The organism is Mucilaginibacter phenanthrenivorans, assembly GCF_024721155.1.
Taxonomy (GTDB): Bacteria; Bacteroidota; Bacteroidia; order Sphingobacteriales; family Sphingobacteriaceae; genus Mucilaginibacter; species Mucilaginibacter phenanthrenivorans.
The window spans coordinates 73,831-94,230 of sequence record NZ_JAHVAP010000013.1 but is presented as its reverse complement, the minus strand read 5'-3'; the positions used below and the strand labels follow the sequence as shown (position 1 = coordinate 94,230).

The 20,400-nt window shown below is 39.3% G+C and carries 16 protein-coding genes; 13 read left to right on the top strand and 3 right to left on the bottom strand.

All coding sequences use genetic code 11. From position 1 onward, the window contains the following. Positions 1 to 96 precede the first annotated feature (96 nt). From KXD93_RS25730 to KXD93_RS25715, 4 genes are all read left to right on the top strand, one after another. Positions 97 to 2,631, top strand: a complete 2,535-nt coding sequence (locus KXD93_RS25730) for a phosphocholine-specific phospholipase C (protein WP_258140402.1) — start codon at positions 97 to 99, stop codon at positions 2,629 to 2,631. 170 nt (positions 2,632 to 2,801) lie between these two features. Further along, positions 2,802 to 3,683 (top strand): alpha/beta hydrolase, encoded by an 882-nt coding sequence (locus KXD93_RS25725; RefSeq protein ID WP_258140401.1) that lies wholly within the window; start codon positions 2,802 to 2,804, stop codon positions 3,681 to 3,683. A 262-nt stretch (positions 3,684 to 3,945) separates the two neighbouring features. Next, a complete protein-coding gene (trxA, locus tag KXD93_RS25720) occupies positions 3,946 to 4,242 on the top strand; it encodes a thioredoxin (RefSeq protein ID WP_258140400.1) in 297 nt (98 codons plus the stop codon). Between the two features lie 181 nt (positions 4,243 to 4,423). Beyond that, positions 4,424 to 5,728, top strand: coding sequence for a site-specific integrase (locus KXD93_RS25715; RefSeq protein ID WP_258140399.1), 1,305 nt, complete (start codon positions 4,424 to 4,426; stop codon positions 5,726 to 5,728). Between the two features lie 149 nt (positions 5,729 to 5,877). Here KXD93_RS25715 and KXD93_RS25710 read toward each other — a convergent pair whose 3' ends face one another. Then, a complete protein-coding gene (locus KXD93_RS25710; RefSeq protein WP_258140398.1) occupies positions 5,878 to 6,102 on the bottom strand; it encodes a helix-turn-helix transcriptional regulator in 225 nt (74 codons plus the stop codon). A gap of 207 nt (positions 6,103 to 6,309) precedes the next feature. Between KXD93_RS25710 and KXD93_RS25705 the strand changes: the two genes are divergently transcribed. The 9 genes from KXD93_RS25705 to KXD93_RS25665 all read left to right on the top strand — a co-directional run bounded on the left by KXD93_RS25705 (position 6,310) and on the right by KXD93_RS25665 (position 16,928). Next, a complete protein-coding gene (locus KXD93_RS25705; protein ID WP_258140397.1) occupies positions 6,310 to 7,110 on the top strand; it encodes a fibrobacter succinogenes major paralogous domain-containing protein in 801 nt (266 codons plus the stop codon). 16 nt (positions 7,111 to 7,126) lie between these two features. Beyond that, entirely contained in the window at positions 7,127 to 8,260 is a 1,134-nt protein-coding gene (locus KXD93_RS25700) for a hypothetical protein (RefSeq protein ID WP_258140396.1), read from the top strand. 706 nt (positions 8,261 to 8,966) lie between these two features. After that, positions 8,967 to 9,212, top strand: a complete 246-nt coding sequence (locus tag KXD93_RS25695) for a hypothetical protein (protein ID WP_258140395.1) — start codon at positions 8,967 to 8,969, stop codon at positions 9,210 to 9,212. 154 nt (positions 9,213 to 9,366) lie between these two features. Next, positions 9,367 to 10,536, top strand: coding sequence for a DUF4934 domain-containing protein (locus KXD93_RS25690; protein ID WP_258140394.1), 1,170 nt, complete (start codon positions 9,367 to 9,369; stop codon positions 10,534 to 10,536). 4 nt (positions 10,537 to 10,540) lie between these two features. Further along, on the top strand, positions 10,541 to 10,942 hold the full coding sequence (locus KXD93_RS25685) for a DUF1573 domain-containing protein (RefSeq protein ID WP_258140393.1): 402 nt from the start codon (positions 10,541 to 10,543) through the stop codon (positions 10,940 to 10,942). Between the two features lie 57 nt (positions 10,943 to 10,999). Then, on the top strand, positions 11,000 to 11,209 hold the full coding sequence (locus tag KXD93_RS25680; RefSeq protein WP_258140392.1) for a hypothetical protein: 210 nt from the start codon (positions 11,000 to 11,002) through the stop codon (positions 11,207 to 11,209). 170 nt (positions 11,210 to 11,379) lie between these two features. Beyond that, positions 11,380 to 12,453, top strand: coding sequence for an efflux RND transporter periplasmic adaptor subunit (locus KXD93_RS25675; RefSeq protein ID WP_258140391.1), 1,074 nt, complete (start codon positions 11,380 to 11,382; stop codon positions 12,451 to 12,453). A 4-nt stretch (positions 12,454 to 12,457) separates the two neighbouring features. Continuing rightward, on the top strand, positions 12,458 to 15,493 hold the full coding sequence (locus KXD93_RS25670; RefSeq protein ID WP_258140390.1) for an efflux RND transporter permease subunit: 3,036 nt from the start codon (positions 12,458 to 12,460) through the stop codon (positions 15,491 to 15,493). Position 15,494: 1 nt separating this feature from the next. Continuing rightward, on the top strand, positions 15,495 to 16,928 hold the full coding sequence (locus tag KXD93_RS25665) for a TolC family protein (RefSeq protein ID WP_258140389.1): 1,434 nt from the start codon (positions 15,495 to 15,497) through the stop codon (positions 16,926 to 16,928). On the opposite strand, the gene KXD93_RS25660 is transcribed toward KXD93_RS25665, so the two are convergent. Together KXD93_RS25660 and KXD93_RS30665 are read right to left on the bottom strand one after the other, a co-directional pair. Further along, a complete protein-coding gene (locus KXD93_RS25660) occupies positions 16,905 to 20,051 on the bottom strand; it encodes an efflux RND transporter permease subunit (RefSeq protein WP_258140388.1) in 3,147 nt (1,048 codons plus the stop codon). The two genes, KXD93_RS25665 and KXD93_RS25660, sit on opposite strands and share 24 nt — an antisense overlap. Beyond that, entirely contained in the window at positions 20,051 to 20,335 is a 285-nt protein-coding gene (locus KXD93_RS30665) for a helix-turn-helix transcriptional regulator (protein ID WP_373417375.1), read from the bottom strand. The genes KXD93_RS25660 and KXD93_RS30665 overlap by 1 nt, the downstream gene beginning before the upstream one ends. Positions 20,336 to 20,400: the final 65 nt, after the last annotated feature.

Sequence of the window (20,400 nt, the reverse complement as noted above, 5' to 3'; positions counted from 1 at the left end):
GCTAAATTTGAAATACATTAATAAATAGTTCATAGTTATATCCGGTGGCTTTTGCAGCTGCCATGAACCATCAACTATGAACCATGAACTAAAAATATGGATACCAGGAGAGATTTCTTAAAAAAAGCGGCGCTATTAACAGGTGCGGCTGGTATAACGGGCTTGATCCCCGCCTCTATTCAAAAGGCAATGGCTATTAACCCGGCACCGGGCAGCACCTACATGGATGCTGAGCACATTGTGATCCTGATGCAGGAAAACCGCTCGTTCGATCACGTTTACGGGATGTTGAAAGGTGTTCGTGGCTATAACGATCCGCGTGCAATTGATCTACCCAACAAAAACAAAGTGTGGCTGCAATCGAACATAAAAGGCGAGACTTATGCACCTTTCCGCCTCGACATAAAAAACACAAAATCAACATGGATGAGTTCGCTGCCGCATTCATGGCGCAACCAGGTAAATGCCCGTAACGACGGCAAGTTTGATAAATGGCTGGATAACAAACGCAATGGCAACAAGGAATATGCTAATATGCCTTTAACTTTGGGCTACCATACCCGTGAAGATATTCCTTTTTACTACGCCCTTGCCGATGCGTTTACCGTTTGCGACCAGAATTTTTGCTCAGCCTTAACCGGCACAAATCCTAACAGGTTGTACTTCTGGACGGGCACCGTACGCGAAGAACAGCACGAAGATTCACGCGCGCATGTTTGGAACGAGGATATGGATTATGGGACCCTTAAGTGGGCCACTTTCCCCGAGCGCCTGGAAGATGCCGGCATCTCCTGGAAATGCTACCAAAACGAGGTTGCCATTGATACAGGTTTTGAGGGCGAAGAAGATCCATGGCTATCAAACTTCCAGGATAACGCGCTGGAGTTTTTTGCGCAATATAACATCCATTTGCACCCGCCGCATATCGAGGCGATGGAAAAACGTGCAAAGGAACTGCCTGAAAAGATAGATGAGCTACAAAAGCAGATTGCTGCTTTACCGCCGGAGGATGTGCACATCAATCCCCTGAAAAAGCAACTGCGCTCACTGCAGGGATACCTTAAAGACGTAATCAAGGAGCGCGAAACCTATAAGGTGGAGATGTTTGATAAACTGTCAGACAAGGAAAAAAGCCTGCATTACAAAGCGTTTGATAACAACAAGAACGACCCGCACTACCGTACGCTGGTCGATCTAAAATATGATGATAACGGCACCGAGCGCGAACTCAAAGTACCTAAAGGCGATGTGCTCCACCAGTTCAGAGAGGATGTGAATACCGGCAAATTGCCTACCGTATCATGGGTAACCGCTCCTGAAAACTTTTCAGATCACCCAAGTGCGGCCTGGTTTGGCGCATGGTATGTATCAGAAGTGATGGACATACTGACCAAGAACCCCGAAGTCTGGAAAAAAACCATCTTCATTTTAGCATACGATGAGAATGACGGCTACTTCGACCACGTGCCGCCGTTTACCGCACCACACTCGCACAAACCGGGAACCGGCAAGGTATCTGACGGTATTGATACCCGCGTTGAATTTGTAACCCGCGAACAGGAGCTTGCCCGTAACAACTTCCCCGAGAAATATGAAAAGGAAAACTCCATTGGCTTAGGCTTCCGTGTGCCGCTGGTTATCGCTTCGCCATGGAGCAAGGGCGGTTATGTGAATTCAGAAGTATTTGACCATACCTCAACCCTCCAATTTTTAGAGAAATTCCTGACCGCTAAAATCGGCAAAAAAATAACCGAGCCCAACATCAGCGACTGGCGCCGTACCGTTTGCGGCGACTTAACAACCACGTTCCGTCCGTATAACGGCGAAGAGATTCCGATGCCAAAGTTTGTTGCAAAAGACGAACACGCGGAAAGCATCCACAAGGCACAATTCAAAAAACTGCCTGACGATTATAAGCTGCTTAGCGCTGATGAAATTGCGCTGATAAACAAAGCGCCGCACACATCGCCCTACATGCCGAAGCAGGAACAAGGCATTAAACCATCGTGTGCACTGCCATACCAGCTGTATGTTGATGGTAAGTTAAGTGCCGATAAAAAGTCATTCGGAGTAAAATTTACTGCGAGTGATAAAGTATTTGGCGATAAGGCATTGAGTTCACCCTTTAATGTTTATGCACCGGGCAAGTATTTGAACGAAGATGTGCGCACCTGGGCCTACACTGCAAAGGCCGGCGATACCGTTGCCGACGAATGGCCCTTAACCGATTTTGAAAACACCCATTACCACTTGCGTACCTACGGGCCAAACGGCTTTTTCCGCGAGTTTAAAGGCAATGCCAATGATCCGGAATTGGATGTTACCTGCGAATACCAACACAGCCTTACGGACAGTAAAAAACTTACCGGCAATATCCAGCTTGCCCTGCATAACTTAAGCAACAAACAACATTCGGTGCAGATTATTGATCATGCTTATAAAACCAATAACCACGCCGTTGCCGTTAAACCATCGGGGACATCAAACCTGGTGCTTAACCTTGCCAACAGCCATGGATGGTATGATTTCAGCGTTAAGGTAAGTGGCAGCACTTCGTTTGAGAAGCGTTACGCTGGTCGTGTTGAAACAGGTAACCCGTCTTATAGTGATCCTAAAATGGGGATGGTATAGGTGTTATGTCTTGGAAACCTGCGGCGTATTCAGTAGGGGCGTATAGCATACGCCCTCAGCAAGCGACAAAATGCGAATAGGGCGTATGCTATACGCCCCTACCATTTTATTATTCGATTATGGTCGGACTTTAAATTATATTATCTTTAATTTAAATATCCGTCGCCATTATGAAATACCTCAAAAGCCTAATCGTCTTATTGGTTATCCCTGCCGCATTGTTCGCGCAAACCGAACCATTGGTTATCCCGCTTTGGGCCAAAGGTGCGCCGGGTTTTGAGAATCGCCGTAACGAGCCTGAACAGGCAAAGGATTATTGGGTAAAGAATATCCACAACCCATCGCTTACCGTTTTCCTGCCACCAAAGGATAAGGCCACAGGCACTGCCGTGGTGATCTGCCCGGGCGGAGGGCACCGTTTGCTGGTTTATACCGCGGAGGGGATCGACCCTGCTAAATTTCTGAACAACCTTGGTGTTGCTGTATTTGTGCTGAAATACCGCTTAGGCCGCGATACCTTATCTCCCTATAAAATTGATGTACATGCCAAACAGGATGGTTTCAGGGCAATGCGCCTGGTTCGCAGTCGAGCGGCGGAGTTTGGGATCGATACCAACCGCATCGGGATGATGGGTTTCTCGGCAGGCGGCGAGGTGGTTGATATGGTAGCTTTTGATAAAGGTAAAGGCGATCCGAATGCGCCGGACCCCATCGACCGCCAAAGTTCAAAACCCGCGTTCGTGATCCAGATCTATCCCGGTCCGCTTTATATTCCGGATGTTGTTCCGGCTGATGCACCGCCCGCATTTTTACTGGCAGCCAATGACGATCCCTGCTGCTCCATATCCGTTATGCAACTGCTGCAACGCTACCGCGATGCTAAAGTACCTGTCGAGGCTCACCTTTTTACGCAGGGTGCGCACGGCTTCAACATGGGGCAACGGTCGAAATTGAGATCGATCAACACATGGCCGCAGCGTTTGGCTGATTGGCTTTCAGATAATAATATTTTGCAGCCGATCAGCGGGGTAAGGCCAAAGGTGATGCATTAGCCCACCGTCCTACTCGCGTCATTGCGAGGAACGAAGCAACCTCTAAACTATACAGATCAGGGAAGGAAGATATTGTGGCAACCGGTCAGCGGCCACAAGGTCCAACTAAAACCAGCGTTCATTGATTGTCCTGTGCAGAGCTTGCTTCGTACCTCGCAATGACGCTGTATTAATTATCTCTTTGTTTATTCCACGTAATTTTCATCAAACAATAAACCTTATCCCTGATAAAAGCGTTATCTTGGTATAAATCCAAAACATCATGGCAAATTTCCAGGAGATCATAGCATCAGAAAAACCCGTATTGGTTGACTTTTCGGCAGAGTGGTGCGGACCGTGTAAAATGATGCCGCCCATACTAAAACAGGTAAAGGATGCCTTAGGCGACAAAGTTACCATCATCAAAATCGATATCGACAAAAACCCATCGGCGGCAAACGCCTATAAAGTTCAAAGCGTACCCACACTCATGATCTTTAAAAACAGCCAAACCAAATGGCGCCAAAGCGGCGTAATGCAGGCCGGGCAATTGCAGCAGGTTATTGAGCAGTTTGTATGAGGAAGTAGGTTAAGGGCGAAAGGTTAGATACAAAGATTTACGAAGTTTTGAAAACTTCGTAAAGTGGTTCAACTTGGTTCAAAAAGCGCCTTTCTGGCGTTTAAAGGCACTTTTTGTTAAAAAAAGATTCGGAAAAGTGCGGAATAATTCGTAAATTGTGTGACACATAAGTGACCCACACATGGCAACAGTTAGATTTTACCTCCGCAAAAAAGTGCTTTCCGACGGCACTTCACCCCTTGTTTTAAAGATTTACAAAGATGGCAAACCGTCGATCAACCATACTGATATAAGGTTATTCCATCGTGATTGGGACGCAAAAAAACGCCGCGTTAAAACTACGCATCTTAATCATACAAAGCTAAATAATTACCTTTTAAAGAAACTTGCAGAGGCAAACAATACTGCCATAGAAATGCAGACGGCAAATGACAATGTTTCGTCAAAAGCAGTGATTCGAAAAATCAAACCAAACAGTGCTACAAGCTTTTTTAAATTTGGGGAAGAATACGGGAAATCACTAAAGAAAGCAGGAAAATATACCGAACGCAATTCAGCAATTGCAAGTATGGAACACTTCAAGAATTTTTTGAACGGTTCTGATATAATTTTCCCCGAAATCACGGTTTCATTACTCGATCGTTACAAAGCCTACCTGGCTAACGATGTCAAAATCGGCAAGAAGCAAAAGAACATGTCCCCAGTGACTGTGAATAATAAACTATCATTTATACGTGAACTATTCAATAGCGCCATTACAGCCTCTGTAGTCGAACAAAAATATTATCCGTTCGGCGAGGGTGGTATGGAAATAAAGGCGCCTGAAACCGCAAAACATGGCCTTTCAATGGCCGATGTTCTGCTGATAGAGAGTGTTGAACTGACCAATCGGAAGTATAATCACGCTCGTAATCTTTGGTTGATTTCATTTTATTTTGGCGGTATGCGTGCCTCCGATGTATTGCGCTTGAAATGGAGTGATTTTAAAGATAACCGACTGCATTATACAATGGGCAAGAACCATAAACCGGGTTCGTTGGTAATTTCAAAAAATGTTGTCCAAAAGGTTGAGAATATTCTTTTCCAATATGAAGATGAAAAACGCGGCCCCAATGATTTTATTTTTCCTGATCTTAAGGAACTGCCCAATTTCGCGAGCAAGTTTGAAATCAAAAAATTCATAAGCACGCGAGTGAGCGCAATTTCGACAGTACTTCGGAATTATGTAGGTCCCGCAGCTGGTTTAATGCATCCATTGACCATGCACATTTCACGACATGCATTTGGCAATGTAGCTGGCGAAATGAATATTTCCTTGTTGATGCTGCAAAAGATATTCCGTCATTCGATCATTTTAACAACCATGAATTACATGAAAAACTTTATTCACAAAGAAGCTGACGAGGCAATGGATGCTGTATTAAATTTCGAACCGGTTAATATCAACAAGCCAAGTTCTACTGCCGCCATGCAAATGGTCGGATAAATAAAAGCCCCCTTACACTCGCTGCTTGGGGGCTTTAACCTAAACCTTATCACAATAGGCGGAAGAATTCCGCCATATGAACTGCAAATATACTCAACCGTTACGGGTTCATCAAACTGATTGAAACATGACGCCCCTACCGACATATCCTATCCCTGTTTTAACGGCATCGGTTCCAGTAATTCGCACACATTGACGTCAAGAAACTCGGCGATAGCATAGAGTTCAGGCAATGAGGGATGACTGTAATTGGTGCACCATTTCGATACCGTTTGCGCACTGACGTTTAGATGCTCAGCAAGCGATTTATTCGACTTGTGTTTCAGGGCTAAATAGGCTTTTATCCGGTTATATCTTCGTTTCTCACGTTCCATTTCATAAAGATATAAAAGGCAAAAAAATGCATTTAGAGATGTATTATCCCAGTAATTTAATAAATAATCCACTTAAGATTTTATTATCCTTTAAATAGTATTTGTATCCGCAAAATTTAATTTTAAATTTGTTTGATAAATTTCCTGAAAACGGAACAAAACATCGCATTGGCGATAAAGTATCCTGAAAATTTAAATTTTTAATATATGAGACAATTTTTATTTGTTGCGTTGCTGCTTATTGCGTTGACAAGCGGCCTTTGCTTTGGCCAGCAAAAACGAAAAACCACAACGGCCAATAACACCGTTAAAACAACGCTCACCAACACAGACCCTGGCCTAACTGTCGGCGATACCGGGAAAGTGACTTTTATTTACCAAAAGAAAAAAGTTACCTATACGACAGTAAGAGCCAAAGACGGTAATATTTGGCTGCAACAAAGCCTCGGCAGCAAGCGCGTGGCCATCGACTTGCACGACGAAGACAGCTTTGGCGATTTGTTCCAGTGGGGCAGATGGGATGACGGCCACCAACTTTATTATCCTGCCAATACCCGGCGCGACGAGGATAAAGATTGGCATCCGATAGATTTAGACAAAACGGGCGTTAATCCGTTTTATTGGGGTGTTGTCTCCCGGTGGTGGCGGGATGAAAAATCGACCGACCAATGGACGGCGGCAACGCCTGCCGAAGTCACTGCCGATAATGGCTGCGATCCCTGCAAGGCGATGGGCGAAGGCTGGCACTTGCCGAGTGCCGCAGAATTACAAAACATTATTAATCTCGAATATATAACGGACGCAAACGGGGGCTGGAATTCCAGTTTAAGATTGTCCCTGTCCGGCAGCAGGGATGGCACTAACGGGACTACCATAAGGTTCAGAGGGCGTTCCGCCAATTTTTGGACAAGCACCCCCGATGCGGCGTTAGAACTCGTTTCCGGCAAAGTGAGGGAGTTTGAACGAGGCTATGGATTTGCCATTCGTTGTTTAAAATCTAAAAAGTAATCGAGACGACATTATCATGAAAAAACATTCTATTTTGGCATTGATACCAATTGCCGTTTTGTTTTTCTCCTGCGGAAAATCAAGTACAAATAATAATAACCAAACCGGGCCGACCGGCCCGGTCACCGTCGCTAATACAACGACCTATCCCAACGGCTATGTGGTAAAATCCATCGGGTTCAGCCGCATCGTGCTGAGTGTCGATAAAAACGACAAGCTTATTGCCGCAGAACTTTATGGCGGCGGTAACAAGGTCATTCTGAAACCTGGCTCCGGCAACACCGTCGAAATGTTAGGCAGCGGGTCTTATAGCGTACTGCCAAGTGGCTTTCAGCCGGACGGTGAGGCGCAAAATATCGATGCTGCTATTGATAACAGCACCATGCCGAAAGATACAACCGGGGGGCAAGGGCTTTGTATTAAAATCAAGGGATTTGATAAACAACAGACAGGCTATAACCAGATAAATCTGGTGATGGATAAACTGGTCAGGGCAACGCCGCCGGGAACGGCTGGCTATTTCGATAATATCGCTTACATGGCTTATAATTCAACAAGGAAGAATAAGGATTATCCCGGCGCATTTTTTAAAAGCCTGTTTACAGGCAATATGACCGTTGCCGATGTTGAGATCGCCCAGCCATTATCCGCTAAACCTTATATTACAGAAGATGTGGTTATGCCGGAAGGACAAGCGATTTATTCTTATCTACAGGTAAAGTCGTTTCGGACACGGTTTGTCAGCAGTACCTTTTTTGTAACCTTTGAAACGGCACCGCCAGCCAGTTTTTCTTTCGGCGGCCCGCTGAATTATGAATGGGTCAATGCCAATAATGGCACTGTGACCAGATACGATGATTACAGTTACACGCTTTATTTTCCGAATATCAAGTCATACGATCAGGTGGTCGAGCCAGGCGACACCACGAGCAAGGTGTTTCTGCGTATCAGGGGGTTTGACCCGGCGGTCACCGGGTTTAATCAATTGCGGGTATTTATTGCTAAAGGTATAGGAAGCGACGATGGCGGGTTGCCATTCCTTATCAGTGAAAAGCAAACTTCTACACCGACATTTTCAATGGCAAAACAGGCGTTTCTTCCGCAAGGGGTATTTTGCTATTATGCTGCGCCGCTGGTGCCGCATTATTGATGAAAGGCGATATTGGCACATGAAATTTTACGATAACCTGTTAACTTTGCGACTTGGGTAAATTCTCTTTACCCTTGTGATAAGGTTTAGGTTTAAGGCCCCAAGCAGTGAGTGTGAGGGGCTTTATGATTTTGCGGCTTTATTGCTCTCTGAATCAAATATAATGTCCTTATCACCTTCTAAACCTCATTTGAACGCATGCGGTCCAATTCATCATCTTCTTCATCTGATGTTCTCGTTGTAATGATTTCCGCCTTTGCTGGTTTTACCACTATAACGTTGAGCAATAGTAATTCAAAATTTGAAGCAGTTCCATCAGATGCATCAAACGCAATGATAGCAACTGGTACTCTACGAATAAGCCTGATAATCTATAAAAATTGGCAGGTATCACAAGCTAAAAGCCCGATTGGGAAACGGCTTTACCAATCGTAAATCAAGTCTACATTTTTCAAATTTTGTTTGCAAGCGAACCGTTAAGAACTAAATACAAATTAACCGTTCATGCCGGCCAATTTAATATTAGATATATTTTACCAAATTTCAATTTGTAAAAAAATAGAGCACTTTTTTGTCGATTAATATTTTAGTTTTAGAACGATTAATCTGAACGTTACCACTAAGTGCTAAGCTTAAAATTAATTCGAATATTCATGGAGAATGCTGAAAATCCAATAAAGAGTAGGCAATATTAAAAAACAAATACATGAAAACTAAATCTAAACTTTTCACTTTGGCAAGTGTCGCCTTATTAGGAGGATGTTTATTTTTGTCCCTACCAAAAGCTTATGCTAACATGCCACTAAAACTGGCACCATCAGGACTCAATTGCTACGATGCTGATGGGAAGATAGTATCTTTTGGCAATCAATGTGTGTCATCATTGGTGGATGGGTGTATTGCGAATGGTTGCCCTGAAGGAACGAGTCCAACAAAACCGCCAGCACAGTAACACTAATGCGGCACGATTGCATGTGATTGTGCCGCTCTTATGTGACTCAAGACGTTTTGAGTCTCGTCAATTACCCCACGGAGTAGAATAGCTCAAAAAGCATTTCAAATGTCAGCTATTTTAACTTTAAGTTTTTTAAACCCTATTCTCTTTTATGTCACAAAAACAATTTATATATATACTTTTTGTACCGTTCCTCTTATTAGGATGTAAAAAACATGTTAGTGTCAATTATAGGCCTCAGTATATCCTTGATTTTTCAAACACGCTTAACGACACTAGTACCCGGCTTATAAATAAACTCAAGGTAATATCTTTAAAAAACAACCATGACTCTGTTATAATAAGTGAAGTATCAAAGATCATTGTGGAGGGAAACAGACTATATATATTAGATAGGAAACTTTCTCAATTGGCATTATTTGACACACTAGGAAACTTTAAACAAATTATCGGTCAAGTCGGAACCGGTCCGGGTGAATATCAAAATATCAAGGATTTTGTATTAAAAGAAAATGCTATAGTGGTTTATACTGATATTGGTAAAAAGCTGATATTCTTTGATAAAGCAAGTACAAAATATATTAGTCAGCAGCGTGTTCCATTATTCGCGACCCTACTCTTTAATAAACCTGGAGGATTTTTATTTTATATAAATAACAATCCTGCTACTTACGAAAGTGAGGCTTTTAACAACGCTATCTGGACCAACGATAAATTAGAGCCAATCGCCTACCAATTTCCTTTTGAAAAAGTGAAAGAAATTACGGGAATGACTGGTGGGATCTCTGATGCCGATAACGCGAGTTACCTTTATAATCCTGCTTTTTCTGATTCTATCTACAGCTTCGACGAAAAACGTATAAAACTTAAATATCAGGTAAAGTTTGGAAACGCAGTTCCTTCAAAATTCCAAAACATAGATGCTTTCTATGCCCTTCCGTTTGAAAAGGGACTTTCATATTCCTTTTTGACCCCGGATTTTAAAGAAACAGACCATATACTATTATTTAACTATCAGAAAAATAAACACGTGGATAATTTTGGTATATACTTCCTGAAGACACAACATTTTATTACACAAAGGGTAGTAGGCTCGTACAGTAATTATCTATTTAAAATCTTCGATAGGGTAGTTGGTACAAACGGGGACAATTTTATCTTCTTTATCAACCCCGAAAAAGTTAATTACCTGAGAACCCATAATAAACGCCTATTTGATGAGATTAAAAAAGAGTCGTCCGGGGAAATTGATCATGTCTTGTCATCACTTGATGTGAATTCGAACCCGGTAATTGTCCTTTGTAAATTTAATCAACTGTAAAACTATGAGCAAAATTAGCTACCTAGCTATTGTCGTTTTGACGCTTAGCTCTTGCGGATGGGGTAATAAAGATACGAATCAACCACTAATTTTAACTACTATTTCGATTCCAAAAAAACTTATAAATTTAGGATCTTATGTTAAAAGTGATCAAAAAGCTGCGCGATTTCCAATTGTTAACACAGGTAATCAGCCTTTAGTAATTGAAACCGTCTCCGTCGACTGCCATTGCACAATTGTTGGCTGGACAAAAAAACCGGTTATGCCGAAAGATACGGCGTTTATAACGGCAAAATATAATAATTCCGTTACGGGGTATTTTCAAAAAAATATATATGTGCACGCTAATGTGCAACATAGCCCAATCTTTTTAATCTTTCGCGGGAATGTTTCTTTAGGTTATTAACAAGGGGGAAGCCGAAAACCCTTTTAAGAGTAGGCATAACTTCAATTTTTTAAAAAAATGAAAAATGTAAAACGAACTTGGTGCCTGGGAATTCTTGGCGCTGCTTTGTTGGTAGCTTTTATTTGCGAACCATCTCATGCAAATGTAATTGCTCAGGGCACACCAAGAAAAATTGCTTGTAAAAGTATCACGACAGGATTAGTCGTTTCCTACGGTGGCGATTGTGACCCTGGACTAGATCATTGCATACCAAATGATTGTCCGTGAGGATGTGAGGCTTTGACAATGCATCAAGTTTCTGGCGGATTTATTGCCAGAAACTTGATTTTTAATTTCCTGATTATTACATGTAACAGGGAGCATTGAAAGGAATTGCTTCTAAATGGACCATTTTAAAAAATGAATTTCTACATCCCAATACCAGATTCGACTAAGCTATGATTGTTACCAATCTGTTGGAAATATTTAAGAAAAGTTCGTTATATATTATTGTATTGATCTGTTATTCCTGCTCAGAAAATCCGGACAGTGAAATAAAAAATTCAAACGGTAAATTCACTACACAACCAACCTTTGTTCAAACTATAAAAGCTAAAAAAAAAATATTTAACTATACGGTTAGAAGCAGTGGAAAGATCAAAGCTTATAAGCAACAAGATGTCCTTGCTGAACAATCGGGAGTCATTACCACTTGCTTACTTGCAAATGGCAATAGCATTAGAAAGGGAATCCTACTAATTCAACTTGACACAAAATTAATAAACCTCAAAATTCAAAAGATCAAAGAATTGATTTTTAATAATCAGTTAAATTTTCAAAGTGATTTGCTAAGTCAGGAATCTTTATTAAAAAATGAGAGAGCATCAATCCGAGATACTGTAAACAGAAAATTGCGGGCCAATTCCGGATTAACTACAGCTGAGTTCGATTTAAAAGATTTGGAAATAGAGTTAGAGCGATCTACTGTTAGAGCTCCGTTTGACGGCAAAATTGCTAACGTGAAAGTTCAGAAGGACATGGTTATTAAAGCTGGCGATATGCTTTTTACATTATTTACAAATAATGATCTATTTCTGGAAGCAAAGATTTTAGAAAGCGACATAAATAATATACACGTCGGTCAAGAAGCAGATATCATTCCTGTTTCGGGGCAAAAAAATTGCAAGGCGCGGGTTGACGAAATTAATCCATTAGTTGATGAATTCGGTATGGTAACAGTGAAGTTGAAACTTCTAACAAACCAGGGATTAATTCCTGGAATGAATGCCACTGCATCGATCGAAATTCCAAATCAACAAGCTATCGTTTTACCCAAAAATGCGGTCGTTGTAAGGAATAATAAATCCGTTGTTTTTTCTGATGTCAAAAATTTGGCTAAATGGAACTACGTCATTCTAGGGCGCGATAATGGAAATGAAGTGGAAATATTATCTGGTATAAATCCGGGAGACAAAGTTATTATTTCGAACAATTTACAGTTGGCACATGATGCGCCAGTGAAAGAATTTTAGCAATATGATAAAGTTCTTATTAAACCGTCCATTGGTTGTTTTTTTGTGCACTGTAATTCTCATTCTACTAGGTTTGTATTCCTTTACAAGAATACCTATATCCTTGCTGCCCAATATTGAAATACCCGGAATAATTGTAAAGTTCAACTACCCAAATAGTTCAGCAAAAGTTATTGAGCAAAATATCACAGCAAAATTGAGAGAGGATCTGGTTTCACTTGACAAGTTAGAAACGATTGATTGTCAAAGCACCGATAACGCAGCCATCTTGAAATTAAATTTTGATTATAGCGCGAAAATGGATCTTCTATATATAGAGGTGAACGAAAGGATTGATCGAATTAGCAATAATCTACCCAAAGATCTAACAAGGCCACAGGTTATTAAACTAAATACTTCGGACGTCCCAATCATCAAAATACAAGTGGTTCCAAAACATAAAGAGGACTATATACAAGTTTCCGATCTGACGCAAAAAGTAATAAAAAAAAGATTGGAACAAATTGAAGGGATTTCATTCGTAGATATTAATGGCATTCGGACAGGAATGGTTGCAATACAACCGATGCAATCCGCATTAAATGCAGCCGGACTGACCGAAGAAGACCTGATTTCTTCCATTAAAAACGCCAATAGTGAATTAGGATCCCTTTCCATCAGAGATGGTCAATATAGGTATTACATTAAGGTTTCCAATACCCTGGAGAATATAGATCAGATCGCAGGAGTTCCCATACGATTTAAAAATGGAATTGTCTCGACCATTGGCAACTTTGCCAAAGTTACTACGGACATTCAAGAACCCGAAGGTTATCATTTATATAAAGGAAGGGAAGGTTTAGTGGTTACTGTACAAAAACAATCCCAGTCTAAAATGGACGTGTTGGTGCCGAAAATTATTGCTGTAGTTAACGAGTTAAAAGACATTTACCCGGCAATTGATTTTTCGACAACGCAGGACCAAACGTATCTATTAAACCAAGGTATCAGTAATTTGGTTCAGGATCTTTGGTATGGAGGCTTTTTCTGCTTCTTTCTTTTACTTTTATTCCTCGGAAATATTGCTTCGCCTATTTTAATGAGCGTCAGCATTCCTCTTTCTTTGTTACTGACTTTTATTCTCTTTGATCTCTTCAACATTTCTTTTAATATAATTTCACTTTCTGGACTTGCTCTCGGAATAGGAATGCTGATAGACAATTCAATAGTGGTTTTGGATAGTATTACTAGAAAGCGAAGAGAAGGCTTTGACATGGATCAAAGTTGTATCATAGGGGTCGCAGACGTTATTTCTCCAGTGGTAAGCAATGTTCTGACAACAATAGCAATTTATATACCACTGATATATCTAAGTGGTATGGCTGGCGCACTGATTTTCGATCAAGCTATAGCGCTTACAATTTCGCTGGGCGTATCATTGCTGGTATCATTTTGCCTCAATCCCGTTATGTATAAATATCTCCTTAAAACGGATCCTGCTAAGCTTAAACAGGATACTTTTTTCTTCAAAAAAATACTTTCATCATACCATCAAATGGTAAGTTACATTTTCAAAAGGAAGAAGATATTTTTTTTTTCTACTATTATTCTGATGCCTTTAGGATTTCTACTATTTAGACTAGTTCCGGTCGCTGCTTTACCGAAAATATCGGAAAACGAAAGTGTTATAAGCATTGATTGGAACGAACCTCTTGATACAAAAGAAAATTTACGCAGAATAGAGGATTTGTCTTCTTTTTTAGACCGTAACGTAATAGAATGGGATGCAGACGTGGGAATTCAACAGTTCGTTCTGCGGCAGGAATACAATACTTCGCAAACCTCCCTAATTTATTACAAAACAGTAAATGAAAATGTAAAGGCCACATTTGATAAACTTATTGCGCGTCATATAAAGCAAATTTACCCTTCGGCTCAATTAAAAGTTAGTTCAGCGCCCAATGCATTTACTCAATTGTTTCAAGATGATCAATCCTTTTTGGAAGCTAGATTCAGGCCTATGAATAACGTAGATGATAATGACTATCAAACGAACTTGAAGAATATGCTCAATATCCTACCAAATAAAACTTACGAACTTGGGCTTGGGTTTGTTCAGGAAGGGGATGTGGAACTAACAATTGACTATAATAAACTTTCATTATATGACATCGACCAAAATCAATTTGAAAGCAAACTCAATCAAGTTTTTGGAAACTTTACGATCTCCTCGATTAGACGATTTGGTGAATATAAGCCCATCCGTTTCAACAAAGAAAATACGTCCCTTGCCGTAAAGCTTCAGGCACTAATTAATAGCAGAAATGGACAGTTTTATCCAATCAATCAATTCATTTCCACTAACGCAGGTCAGGATAATAAATTCATCACTTCAGACAAATCAGGAATATACGAATCTATTCATTACAGTAAAACCGTTAAAAACGATATAAAACAATTGCAGAAGGAAATTACAAGCGGGGCAATTGAGACTAATTTATCAGTTTCTTTTTTTGGGGATTACTTTTCAAATAAGTCTTTACTAAAGGAAATGACATTCATTTTTATTATTTCTTTACTACTCCTCTATTTTATACTCGCGATTCAGTTCGAAAATCTAATCCATCCGTTCATTGTTATGCTTACTATACCTATCGGAATCAGCGGAGGTATTTTCGTATTATGGGCGGCTGGAGGAACTTTGGATGTGATGTCGGCTATCGGATTCGTTTTTGTATTAGGAATTATTGTAGACGATCCCTCACTAAAGGTTGAAACAATTAATCGGCTAAGAAAAGAATATGCAAATAATGGTATGACGAATAAAGAGGAAGTCTTGTTGAAAGCATTACATGATGCGGGCGAAATTTGCCTCAAACCGCTACTAATGGTATCCCTCACAACCAGCCTTGCCTTAATTCCGGTGCTTTTTTCCGGAGGAATTGGTAATGATCTCCAACGACCATTTGTTTATGTAATCATAGGGGGAATTAGCTTGGGAACATTTTTTACACTTTGGTTTATTCCATTGGCATATTGGTTTTTCACAAAAAAAGTATAGCATGAAAAAAATACTGATTTTTGGTACCTTTCTCATTCTTAAAATACTAGTCGTTAATGCACAGACGAAACCCATAATTGAATACCAATTGGGCACAGCAATTGATGAAGCGGTCCAAAACTCGCTAAGTAGTAAGTTGGCTCAAAGCGTAAAAGAAAGTAAACATATTCAATATAACCTATTTAAATCAGGTTTGGGGCCGGAATTGGATTTGACAGGCAATCCAATAAACTTTAGCAGAGATTATTTTGGCGTAATTCAGCCTGACGGCACATTGGTTTTTCAACCTAGGACGCAAAATTACTCTAATTTTAATTTGAATCTTTCACAACAGATTGGATTAACAGGGGGGGCGGTATCAATTAGCAGTGCCATCAACCGATTTGATGATTTTAATCTAAATCAAAAACAATATAGCGGCATTCCGGTAGCTTTACAAGTTAATCAACCGTTATTTGCCTTTAACGGATACACATGGAATAAAAAAATTGAATTGCTGAAAAGAAATGAAAGTGATCAGCAATATATCAGGGATATAGAAAATATATCGCTAGAAACTGCGAATTTGTACTTCAACGTTTTAGAGGCACAGGCGGATTTTGACCTCGCCATGAAAAATCAAGAAAATCAAAACATCATTTTTGATATTGAAAAAAAAAGGATTGCGTTAGGCACCACGAATAAAGAAAAAATATTACAAATTGAACTGCAACTACTAAATCTTAAACAGGAAATTTTACGCGCATCAATGAGTATAAAGTCGTCTATTTTCGACTTAAAAAGTTATGTTGGTATAAAAGACACCTTGGCTTTGCGGTTAACTCTACCGGAGACACTACCACAATATCACATCACTACGGAAGAGGCAATTGTTAAAGTTAAAAATAATCGAGCAGAATTTATTGGTTATATTCGCAGGAAGCTCGAAGCTGAACGTGACTTGGACGAGGCCAAACGTCAACGGTATGCCGTTAATGTAAACGCTGGCTTTGGGTTAAATACAATCGGAACAAATTTAGTATCGGTTTATCACAGCCCGACGTCTTCTCAAAATCTGGTAGTCGGAATAACAATTCCTATTTTAGACTGGGGTAGGAATAAATATAAAGTAAGCAGCGCAAAAGCAAACCTCAAGATTTTAGCTTACACAATTGATCAAGAAGAAATATTGATTACTAAAGAAGTAACAAATCTATTAGAAAGCATAAACGTAACTAGGGACGGTATAGCAATTGCCAAACAGGCGGATGAAATTGCTCAAGAACGGTATGATCTTGCTATACTACAGTTTCGTTTTGGAAAAGTCACCGTTACTGATCTAAATATAGCATTTTCAGAAAGAGACAATGCAAAACGCGCATATATAGTGGCATTAAAAAATTATTGGATAAGCTATTTTACTTTAAGATCATTAACTCTTTATGACGGAAAATGAACTACTTGATTTATTCCACAAAAAAATCGGCATTGCCATAAAGATAGCGAAAAGTGAAATTATTAGTCCGCCAATCGTCCCTACAGCCAAAGAGAACCAGAAAATTTCGTTTTGTCCCTCCAATAGAAAGGGTAACATCCCACAAATTGCAGCCAATGTTGTTAATATAATGGTTTTGCCTCGATAAATAACCGCCTTTATTAAATTCCTGTTATGGTTGTTATTGTCTATCCGTTTTCTTTTTAAATTATTAAAATCATTAATGACAAAAATCCCAGCGTTTACTACCAGGCTTGCAATCATAATAAAGGCGCAGTAGCCTCCCTGATCAAAGGGACAATCGGAGATATAGAATATTAAAAATAAGCCAATGAATGATATTGGGATAGTAGAAACAATAATTACTCCCTGGAATAAATTTTCAAATAAAATACTGCATATGAGATATATTACCACTAGGTAAGAAGAAATTACCAATGACCAGATGGCCAATGAATTGTTTGACCAATGGCTGTCATCAAGTTTGATAGAGTAGCCGATTGGTAATTCGTTTTGCATCTCCTTTAATTTGTCATTTAAAAAGTCAAATCCGAATTGAGGGGTTCCCAAATACTCGACAGCGATATTTCGAACGTATTGTCTGTTTTCTTTGTGAATAGCACCAGAAGTTTCAACGAAATCAATCTTGCTGAAATTATTTAGTCGAGTCTGATTTTTTGATCCAATACTTATAGAACTGTTCAAAATATCCCATTTGGAATAACTTTCAGCACTGTCACTTTGAATTATTACAGGATAAAATTTACTATTGATAAGCAGACTTGAATTGCTTCCCTGTCGTTTGGCCATTATTTGGAGCGACCTGAATAATTCGCCGGTGCTGGTACCGGTAGCTAACAACTTTTCTTGTGATATATTTAATACAAACTCGTGTCCCTTTTTATCTAGCAAGTCAAAATGATCATCTGTGAGCACTTTTTTTATCCTTTTGTGCTGAAGTAATTTGAGTTTAAATAAATCAGCCTGATGCTGCAGCTCATCGAAATTATAGCCCATCATTGTAAATCGGAAAGAAGGGTTCTCTTCCCGTTCTACATTACTAAAACCTAACCCAACTCCGTAAATTTGCCAATTTATGCCATCCCAGTCTAATGCCTTATCTGTTAGCGACGATTTTAAATTGTAGGGAAATGGCCCTGAATCCATTTTATCCTTAAAGGTAATTTCAATTATCCCAAATTGTCCGGAATATATATGTGTAATAAACTGATCAATTCCCACTGCTTGTTTCAAATAGCCTTCAAGACTACGTATTATCACGTCCATTTGTTGAACAGAGTTGCCAATTGGTAATTCGGCATGTACAATTAATTTCGTTTTGCCTAAATCCGTATAAGTACTGTGTTCATAAACATTAATTTTAAAAAGCCTAAAAGTTCCGCCAATATACTTTGCAATTCCCACCCCAAAATCATTGTCATTGAAGAAAGAGCCTACAGATCGGTTATAAAAGTTTGCGCCCTCAATTTTCTCCGGCAATAAAAATAATGGAAGGCCAAAAATCAAGATCAGAATTATTAGAATTACTCTTCTGAAATCGGCCATGTTGGCGATGGATTTGTAATAAATATTTTGAAATTTGATAATTTTTCGCAACCGAGGGAATTTTGGAGGTTGTTGCGACACCCCGTGTCTATCAAACAAAAGATTATGAATCCCAATCGTGAACCATAAATTGGTAACTATCGATATTCCTAACGCGATGATAATAATAATTGCAAAATCTTTTAAATCGCGTCTTTCTTCTACAGGTAATAGATTTACTGAAATCATCGCAGAAATACTACATAATGTAGCTGCAAATAAAGACAAAATGACTTTTCGGTTTTTAAATTGCCGAAAGTAATCTAGCATAATAATAGCGTGGTCGATCATAATCCCAAAAGCAACCGCAATTCCAGCAAGTGAATAAATGTGAATGCTTATCTTAAAAACCCAAGCAAGCAGCACAGTCAATGATAAATTGACGAAAAGACTTAAAAATAAAACTAAAAGGTGCTTCCAATTCCGATAACTGACCAACAAAAACAATAATAAAATGATTAGGGTAAATAAAGCCCTCCTATAATTTTTGTTGACTTCTTTTTTCAGAAATACGGTATCATCGTGTTCAACGGTTATCTTATAGCTATTGCCCAATTGACTGTTAATTTCAGTTATTTCCTGTTTAACGTTATCAGCTAAGTATATTGTATTAATCCCTTTTTGCGGATAAACGCTTATATTTATAGCATTTTGTCCATTGATTCTGAAATACCCTTGCGGATCTTGTTCCTTAAGAGTGATCGTTGCCAAATCTTCCAATTCAGAATTTGATCCACTTGCTGGATTGTTGATTTCGATGTGTTTAAGCCGCTCAATGTCTACCGGAGGGCCATTAGATTTTAGAAAAATCTCTTGGTGATTATAATTTATTTTCCCTGGAAAAAGTGTTTCTGTTCCGAATTGCAATGCTCTTAAAATATCAGGCACGTCAATTTTATATGCTGTTAATTTTCTAAGGTCATAACTTATTAGTATTTCTGGATCCTGTGCTCCGGAGATATCTACTTCTTTGACACCAGGGATATTAATTACCCGGCGTTTAATTGTGTTTTCTGCTAAAGTTTTCAAATCAGCGGCTGTCCCAGTTCCATTTAAATTAAACGTTAAAACCGGAGTTTCGTACTGCTCTGCATCACCTACCTCGCCAAGACTAACTGTTGGAAATGAGACGTATTCAGGAAGTGAAGGCTTTATTTGCCGCAGTAGCTGAAGAATTTCAAATCTCTTTAACGAAATATCATCACCTTTACTAAAATATAACTGAATGCTTCCGTTATTATATCTTGATACTGAAGTAATTTTTTTTATATCCTTGAGCGTTGAAAAAATATTTTCAAGCAGGCTGGTTACTTGCTGCTCTGTCTCTTCGGGAGAAGAATCCTGAACGTTGAACGAAATGGTCAGTTCTTTTTCTTCTTGGTGTTCTGGCGTGAGACTTACGTTTAATTTAGGGATTGTAAATAACGATAAAACACTTAGCAACGCAAATAATCCTACTATTCTAAAATCGCTATTCATTAGACCGATTTCTCCATAGTAAGCGTGTAATTTTTAAGCATTTGATCCAGATGATGGAAATTACGAATATCGTCCCGTTTCTCTATTATAAATATCAACTCTTTGATATCCAGATTGTAGAAAGAACCAATTAAAAATATTTGCGAAACAGTTAGCTCAACTATGTTAAGTTCATATCGAACGTAAGTTTGTCGGCTTACAACAAGATATTCAGCTATAATATTTTGACTTAAGTTATTTTTTTTTCGCAGAAATTTAAGTATGTGCCCGATTGGGATTTTCATGAAAATAAGGTTAGATTGCGTTTTTTGTTCGTCCCAATTTAGAAAAAGAAATTGCAATAACAAAA

Coding starts and splice junctions, on each gene's coding strand:
- KXD93_RS25680 (WP_258140392.1), top strand. CDS start 11,000: ATGAAAAATGTAAAACGAACTTGGTGCCTGGGAATTCTTGGCGCTGCT.
- KXD93_RS25675 (WP_258140391.1), top strand. CDS start 11,380: ATGATTGTTACCAATCTGTTGGAAATATTTAAGAAAAGTTCGTTATAT.
- KXD93_RS25665 (WP_258140389.1), top strand. CDS start 15,495: ATGAAAAAAATACTGATTTTTGGTACCTTTCTCATTCTTAAAATACTA.
- KXD93_RS25730 (WP_258140402.1), top strand. CDS start 97: ATGGATACCAGGAGAGATTTCTTAAAAAAAGCGGCGCTATTAACAGGT.
- KXD93_RS25670 (WP_258140390.1), top strand. CDS start 12,458: ATGATAAAGTTCTTATTAAACCGTCCATTGGTTGTTTTTTTGTGCACT.
- KXD93_RS25700 (WP_258140396.1), top strand. CDS start 7,127: ATGAAAAAACATTCTATTTTGGCATTGATACCAATTGCCGTTTTGTTT.
- KXD93_RS25685 (WP_258140393.1), top strand. CDS start 10,541: ATGAGCAAAATTAGCTACCTAGCTATTGTCGTTTTGACGCTTAGCTCT.
- trxA (WP_258140400.1), top strand. CDS start 3,946: ATGGCAAATTTCCAGGAGATCATAGCATCAGAAAAACCCGTATTGGTT.
- KXD93_RS25715 (WP_258140399.1), top strand. CDS start 4,424: ATGGCAACAGTTAGATTTTACCTCCGCAAAAAAGTGCTTTCCGACGGC.
- KXD93_RS25660 (WP_258140388.1), bottom strand. CDS start 20,051: ATGAATAGCGATTTTAGAATAGTAGGATTATTTGCGTTGCTAAGTGTT.
- KXD93_RS25695 (WP_258140395.1), top strand. CDS start 8,967: ATGAAAACTAAATCTAAACTTTTCACTTTGGCAAGTGTCGCCTTATTA.
- KXD93_RS25690 (WP_258140394.1), top strand. CDS start 9,367: ATGTCACAAAAACAATTTATATATATACTTTTTGTACCGTTCCTCTTA.
- KXD93_RS25705 (WP_258140397.1), top strand. CDS start 6,310: ATGAGACAATTTTTATTTGTTGCGTTGCTGCTTATTGCGTTGACAAGC.
- KXD93_RS25710 (WP_258140398.1), bottom strand. CDS start 6,102: ATGGAACGTGAGAAACGAAGATATAACCGGATAAAAGCCTATTTAGCC.
- KXD93_RS30665 (WP_373417375.1), bottom strand. CDS start 20,335: ATGAAAATCCCAATCGGGCACATACTTAAATTTCTGCGAAAAAAAAAT.
- KXD93_RS25725 (WP_258140401.1), top strand. CDS start 2,802: ATGAAATACCTCAAAAGCCTAATCGTCTTATTGGTTATCCCTGCCGCA.